Genomic DNA, 6,174 nt, shown 5'->3' on the forward strand with positions numbered 1-6,174 from the left:
TTCGTTCTCGGTGGGATGAGGGTCATTTGACAGCGCCCGCGGTCACGCCGCGGCTGATCGTGCGCTGGAAGATGAGGAAGAACACGAGGGTCGGGATAAGAGACAGCAGCGAGCCGGCGTTGACGACCGTGATGTCGATGGAGTGCTGGCCGCGGAGGGTGGACAGCGCGATGGGCACCGTCTGCGACGCCGGATCGCCGAGCAGGATCAGCGGGATGTAGAACTCGTTCCACGACCAGATGAAGGTGAACACCACGAGCACGGTGAGGGTGGGACGGACGATCGGGAACACCACGGTCCACAGGATGCGCCAGCGTCCCGCTCCGTCGATCGCAGCAGCCTCGAGCACCTCCCGCGGGAAGGTCGACATCACGCTCGAGAGGATGTACGTGCCGTAGGCGGCCCAGAGCACGATGAACACGACGACGATCGACCAGATGGAGTTCAGCAGCCCGGTCGCCTGCGCTCCGTAGAAGAGCGGATAGATCAGGGCCTCGTGCGGCACCATCGTCGCGACGAGCAGCAGCGCTGTGATGGCGGTGTTGGCGCGGATCCGGCCGATCCCGATCGCGTAGGACGCGAGCAGCGCCAGCGCGGTGCCGGCGAAGGCGATCACGGTCGAGCTCAGCACGGAGTTCCACAGGGCGCGAGGGAAGTCGACCCGGCTCAGATAGCTCGTGAACGCCTCGAACGTGAAGGTGGTCGGCCACGCCAGGGGGCCGTTCGTGCTGTAGTCGGCGCCGGTCTTGAACGCGTTCAGCACGAGCAGCAGGAAGGGTGCGGCCATCAGGACGGCCACCGTCACGGCGAGCGCCAGCATGAGCCAGTTCAGCGGCGTCCGCCTTCTGCGGCTCGATCGCGGAGCGGGGGCGAGCGTTGCCGACATCAGCGGGGCTCCTTCCGGGTTTCGCGATGCTGCCAGGTGAGCATCACCGCGGCGACGATGAAGATGACGAGCGACATCACGGTGGCGATGGTCGAGCCGTAGCCGACGCGAGAGAGTTCGAAGAAGCTGCGGTAGGCGTAGTAGGACGGAACGACCGTGGAGTTCTCCGGGCCGCCGCCGGTCAGGATGAGAATCGGCGCGAAGACCTTCAGCGCGGCGATCGTGGCGGTGAGCACCACGACGAAGATCTCGGGTCGGATCTGAGGGATCGTGATCGCCTGGAACCGCCGCCACCAGCCGGCGCCGTCGAGCTCCGCCGCCTCGTAGAGCTCCGGATCGACGCGCTGCAGCGCCGACATGAAGATGACGACGGGGTAGCCGATCTGCAGCCACACCAGCATGAGCATGACGCTGTAGACGGCGATGCCGGGATCGCCGAGCCAGTCCGGCGGATCCTGGATGCCGAGGCTGCGCAGCATGAGGCTGAGCGAGCCCTGCTGCGTGTTCAGGATCGTCGACCAGATGAAGCCGGCGACGGCGATCGGCAGGATCTGCGGCAGGTAGTACGTCGCGCGGAGCACGGCGATGGCTCGGTCGCCGAACCGGCGCCCGAGGTAGTCGAACAGCAGCGCTGCGAGGAGGATGCCGATGATCGTCGGGATGACCGTGATCGCGACGATCATCGCCACGCTGTTCTGGAACGACCGCCAGAAGGTCTCGTCGGTGAACAGTGTGAGGTAGTTGTCCAGCCCGGCCCACCGCATGGGCGCCTGGCCGCCCTTCCAGTGGAACAGGCTGGTGTAGACGTTCATCGCGAACGGGGCCGCGACGACGATGACGAACCCTGCGGCGAGGGGGAGCAGATAGAGCCAGTAGGCGCCGCGGTGCTCGAGCGAGCGGCGAGGGCTTCTGAGGCGTGCAGCCATGGTGTGTCCTCCGGGGAGGTGGGGGCCCGCGGGGCGGGCCCCCACGGATTCAGCCGGCGAGAGCGACGTCGCGGCCCTCGTCGTAGAACTTCTGGAGCTCGGCGGTCCACTCGTCGGCGGTCATGTTGCCGTTCGACATCGCCTGCATCCCCGACTGGATGAAGTCGAGGAATCCGGGCACCGGGTAGTCCGGGTAGAAGCTCAGGGTGTCGGCGTCGAGCAGCTCGTTGAAGCGCTCGGTGTACTCACGCGTGAGCTCGTCCTCGATCGTCGAGGCGTCACCCGCCAACGGCAGGCCGCCCAGCTGGCCGATCTTGTTCTGCACCTCTTCGCTCAGCGTGATGTCGATCCAGTCGTACGCCAGCTCCTTGTTCGTGGCGTTGGCGGGCACGCCCCAGAGGTGCCCGCTCGAGCCCATCTGCATGTTGGCGCCCGGCAGGGTGAAGTAACCCCAGTCGAAGTCGGCCTGCTCGCGGATGCGCGCGAACTCGCCCTGGTTCCAGATCAGCATCGCCTTGTCGCCGCTGAGGAAGTTCACGGTGGCCTGCTCGAAGTTCAGCCCGCCCAGCTCGGTGCCGACGTAGCCCTTGTCGATCCACTCCTGGAACCGCTCCGCGGCGTCACTCCACGGGCTGGCCGAGAAGTCTACGGGCTCGCGGAGGAACATGAAGTCGTCGATCGAGGTCCGGTCGGCGCCCGCCGAGACGAGCGAGTACCAGACCCACATCTGGTTGAAGCCCTGGCTGGTCGCGGCGGAGGAGGAGATCGGCGTGATGCCCGCGGCGAGGAGCTTGTCCATCGCGGCCTCGAACTCGTCGAGGTCGGTGGGCTCCTCGGTGATGCCCGCCTCGGCGAACAGCTCCTTGTTGTAGTAGAACATCACGTACTCGCCGATGTTCGGGACGCCGTACCAGTCGCCCGACCCCGCGAGCCCCTGCTCGTCGTACTGGGCGAAGGCCTGCATCGCGCCGGTGATCTTCTTGTCCCAGCCGCGCTCCTGCGCCACATCCGTCAGCGGGGTGAGCAGGCCCTGCGCTGCGAGCTGCCCGCCGTCGGCATTGCCCTTGTTGAACTCGATGACGTCGGGCACGTCGCCGCCGGTGAGCGTGATCTTCGCGTTCTGGCGTGCGGCGTCGAAGCTCGTCGTCTGGAAGTCGACCTCGACGTCCGGGTGCTTCTTCTTGAAGAGCTCAAGGGCGAGCTGCCAGCCCTGCCCCTGGGCCGTCTCCGGGTTCTCGTACTGCAGGATCGTGAAGGTCTTGTCGCCTCCCTGTCCTGCGTCGGAGCCGGCGCATCCGGCCAGCGAGATCGCGACGGCCGTCGCGGCGGCGGTGCCGACGACGGCGCGCAGCGTGTTGCGCGTGGTCACTCTCATTTCTCTCCTCTTCTCAGACAGTCCGGCGCGCGGGCACGACGGACACCGAGCGCACACGGTGTGCGGCCGGACGTGTGGGGTGCGGACGGCAGGTTCTACGCGGGCGGGGGCCCTACGGATGCCCTCATGACGAGCGGGCAGGGGAGGGTCTCGATGCTGTGCGGGCCGCTGACGTCACCGTGGAGGCGGTCGATGACACGCCTGGCGGCCCACGCCCCCATGTCGTGATGGGGCAGCCGGACGGTCGTCAGGCCCGGGCGGAGGGCATCGGCGATGAAGCGCTGATCATCGAACCCCACGACGGACACGTCCTCGGGAATGCGCAGGCCCAGGTCGCCGGCGGCCTGGTAGACCGCGAATGCGATCTGATCCGAGAAGCAGAAGACCGCGGTCGGGCGGCCCGGGCGCTCCAGCAGTTCGCGCACTGGCCCGTATGCCGAAGCCGTGGCCGTGTCACCGAGCGTGAGGACCAGGTCAGGATCACAAGCGATGCCGTGTGCGCCGAGTGCCTCGAGGTAACCCGCGTGCCGGAGGGCCGACGCGACGTAAGCATCGTCGCCGACGTTGCAGAATGCGATCCGCCGGTGACCTGCCTCGGCCAGATGAGCTGTCGCGGCGAAGGCCCCGCCCCGCTCGTCGGGGACGACCCCGTCGGCCAGACCATCGCCCGTTGGGAAGCCATCCAGGACGACGGTGGGGATCGTCGGCGGCACGACGGGGAGGTCGACGGCACGGTGGAACTCGGCGGCAACGATGAGTCCGTCGATGTCGCGCTGCAGCAACGAGCGCGACGACTGCTCCAGCAGTGCGGCGCGGTTCGCTGTGTCGATGATCATCGCCAGGTAGCCCGACTCCCATGCGGCGCCCTGCACGCCCTCCAGCATCCGTCCGGCGAAGGGCACGCTCGCGACTCGGTCGCTCAGTACGCCGATCGTGTGCGTGCGCTTCGTCTTCAGTCCGCGGGCAAGCTGATTCGGGATGTAGCCCATGTCGTCAGCCGCGCGCCGGATGCGCGCTGCGGTCTGCTCGTTGACGCGACCCTCGTGGCGGTCGTTGAGCACCAGCGACACCGAAGAGGCGGATACGCCCACCGCGGCGGCCAGGTCCTTCAACGTGATCACGACGACTCCTTCGGCATCAATCGTTTGATCAGATGCGTCAAACGATTGATTCGACGCTATGAGGGTCAAACGCGTTGACGCAAAATGCCGTTGCGGAACCGTTACCTTCGCGTGCGCGAGCCCCTCATCGGGAGCCGAACCGCCGGCTCAGTGCGGCGCTCACGTCGGATGCGTCGGGGAGGTCGGCTCCGGTGCGCTGCACGGTGATGGCGGCGGCGGTCGTGGCGAAGACCAGCGCCTGCTCGAGCACTCCCTCGCTCGGGTGCGCGACGAGCGACCGGTCGGCCGCGACGCGGTGGATCAGGGCCGCCATGAACGTGTCGCCGGCACCCACCGTGTCGACAACCTCGACCGCCGGAGCGGCGACGGCCGCACGCGCGGAACGGGTGGCGGCGATCGCGCCCTCCCCGCCGAGCGTGATCGCCACGAGGGATGGTCCGTTCTCCAGCAGCATGTCGGCGACCTGCTCGGGCGCCCTATTGGGCCAGAGCCACGCGGCGTCCTCGTCGCTCAGCTTCACCACGTGCGCGTGCCGAGCCAGGCGCAGCACCTGCTCCACCGCGGCACCGTGGTCTCCCACGAGAGTCGGCCGGATATTCGGGTCGAAGGTCACGATGGCGTGCGTCGCCGCGCGCGCGATCGCATCCCTCACCGTCACGGCGCCCGGCTCGACGAACGCCGCAATGGACCCTGTGTGAACGATGTGCGCCCCGTCGAAGCGGATGTCCTGCGGCACCTGCCAGGGGATGTCGAACTCGTACGCGGCGCTGCCGTCGGGGCCGACCGTCGCGGCCGCCGTCGCGGTGCGTTCGAGTGACCACGAGCCCGGGTGGATGGCCACGCCCGACGCTTCCAGGTGCCTCGCGATCCGCCGGCCGCGACCGTCCTCGCCGAGGGCCGTGACGAGCTGCGGGCTTCCGCCCAGCCTCCCGAGGCCGAGTGCGACGTTCGCGGGCGAGCCGCCGACGATCTCCGCGTGCGAGCCGTCGCCGGACCGGACAATGTCGATCAGGCTCTCGCCGATGACCACGACATCGTGGGTGCTGCCGGAACGGTTCATGGGGGTCATGGGATTCTCCTCACCGTCGAGCGCGCGTCGGGCGCGCACCCGTCGCGCTCAGCACAGTAGAGGCATCCACCGGCCGGAGCGAAAACGCGGCTCGCGCGAGCATCCGTCGCGGTCGCGGCGCCCATACGCCGTCATCCGACGGGAGCACCGGGCTCCGAACCGTCATCGGCGCTTGGCCTGGCAGGATCGGCATCGTGCAGACACGTGATGAGAGCGCCGTGGTCCGCCGAGCGGCGCGGACGGACGCCGAGCGCATCGCGCGCATCTGGTACACGGGATGGTTCGACGGGCACGATGGCCGGGTGCCGCGCGAGCTGTACGCCTACCGGGGTGAGGACAGCTACCCGGAGCGCGTGGCGTCGCGGCTCGAGCACACGTGGGTCGCCGAGCGCGACGCGGAGGTCGTCGGCTTCGTCGTGGTCGTGGGCGACGAGGTCGAGCAGGTGTACGTCGACGCGGCGGCACGCGGCACGGGCGTCGCGGCCGCGCTGCTGGCGCGCGCCGAGCGGGTCGTCGCGGATGCGGGGCACGAGCGCGCGTGGCTGGCCGTGGTCGCGGGCAACGACCGTGCCCGTGCGTTCTACGCGCGCGCCGGGTGGGACGACGCGGGCGAGTTCCCCTACGAGGCGGAGACCTCGGACGGCACCGTCACGGTGCCGTGCCGGCGGTACGAGAAGCGGGTGCGCGGCGAGGTCACGGGCCTGTGATTATCGAGCGTCAGCTAGGCCGTGTTGCTGAATGTGGGTGTGGAGCCTTTGGGTGATTCTTGAGTCGTGTCGCGAGATGTCATCACGGAC

The 6,174-nt window shown here is 68.5% G+C and carries 6 protein-coding genes; 1 reads left to right on the forward strand and 5 read right to left on the reverse strand.

Translation table 11 applies throughout. The features are described from left to right. Nucleotides 1-22 precede the first annotated feature (22 nt). The 5 genes from ACWXWW_RS14385 to ACWXWW_RS14405 all read right to left on the reverse strand — a co-directional run bounded on the left by ACWXWW_RS14385 (nucleotide 23) and on the right by ACWXWW_RS14405 (nucleotide 5,377). Nucleotides 23-886 (reverse strand): carbohydrate ABC transporter permease, encoded by an 864-nt coding sequence (locus ACWXWW_RS14385; protein ID WP_455970500.1) that lies wholly within the window; start codon nucleotides 884-886, stop codon nucleotides 23-25. Then, a complete protein-coding gene (locus ACWXWW_RS14390; protein WP_455970502.1) occupies nucleotides 886-1,812 on the reverse strand; it encodes a carbohydrate ABC transporter permease in 927 nt (308 codons plus the stop codon). Before ACWXWW_RS14390 ends, ACWXWW_RS14385 begins: the two co-directional genes overlap by 1 nt. 49 nt (nucleotides 1,813-1,861) lie before the next feature. Next, a complete protein-coding gene (locus ACWXWW_RS14395) occupies nucleotides 1,862-3,187 on the reverse strand; it encodes an ABC transporter substrate-binding protein (protein ID WP_455970504.1) in 1,326 nt (441 codons plus the stop codon). 95 nt (nucleotides 3,188-3,282) lie between these two features. After that, the gene (locus ACWXWW_RS14400) at nucleotides 3,283-4,308 is read right to left on the reverse strand and encodes a LacI family DNA-binding transcriptional regulator (protein ID WP_455970506.1); all 1,026 of its coding nucleotides are present in this window, start codon (nucleotides 4,306-4,308) and stop codon (nucleotides 3,283-3,285) included. Between the two features lie 124 nt (nucleotides 4,309-4,432). Beyond that, a complete protein-coding gene (locus tag ACWXWW_RS14405; protein WP_455970508.1) occupies nucleotides 4,433-5,377 on the reverse strand; it encodes a carbohydrate kinase family protein in 945 nt (314 codons plus the stop codon). A gap of 194 nt (nucleotides 5,378-5,571) precedes the next feature. Between ACWXWW_RS14405 and ACWXWW_RS14410 the strand changes: the two genes are divergently transcribed. Beyond that, nucleotides 5,572-6,084: a GNAT family N-acetyltransferase gene (locus tag ACWXWW_RS14410; RefSeq protein ID WP_455970510.1), complete on the forward strand. Its 513-nt coding sequence runs from the start codon at nucleotides 5,572-5,574 to the stop codon at nucleotides 6,082-6,084. Nucleotides 6,085-6,174: the final 90 nt, after the last annotated feature.

This window comes from Microbacterium sp. KNMS, assembly GCF_053851835.1.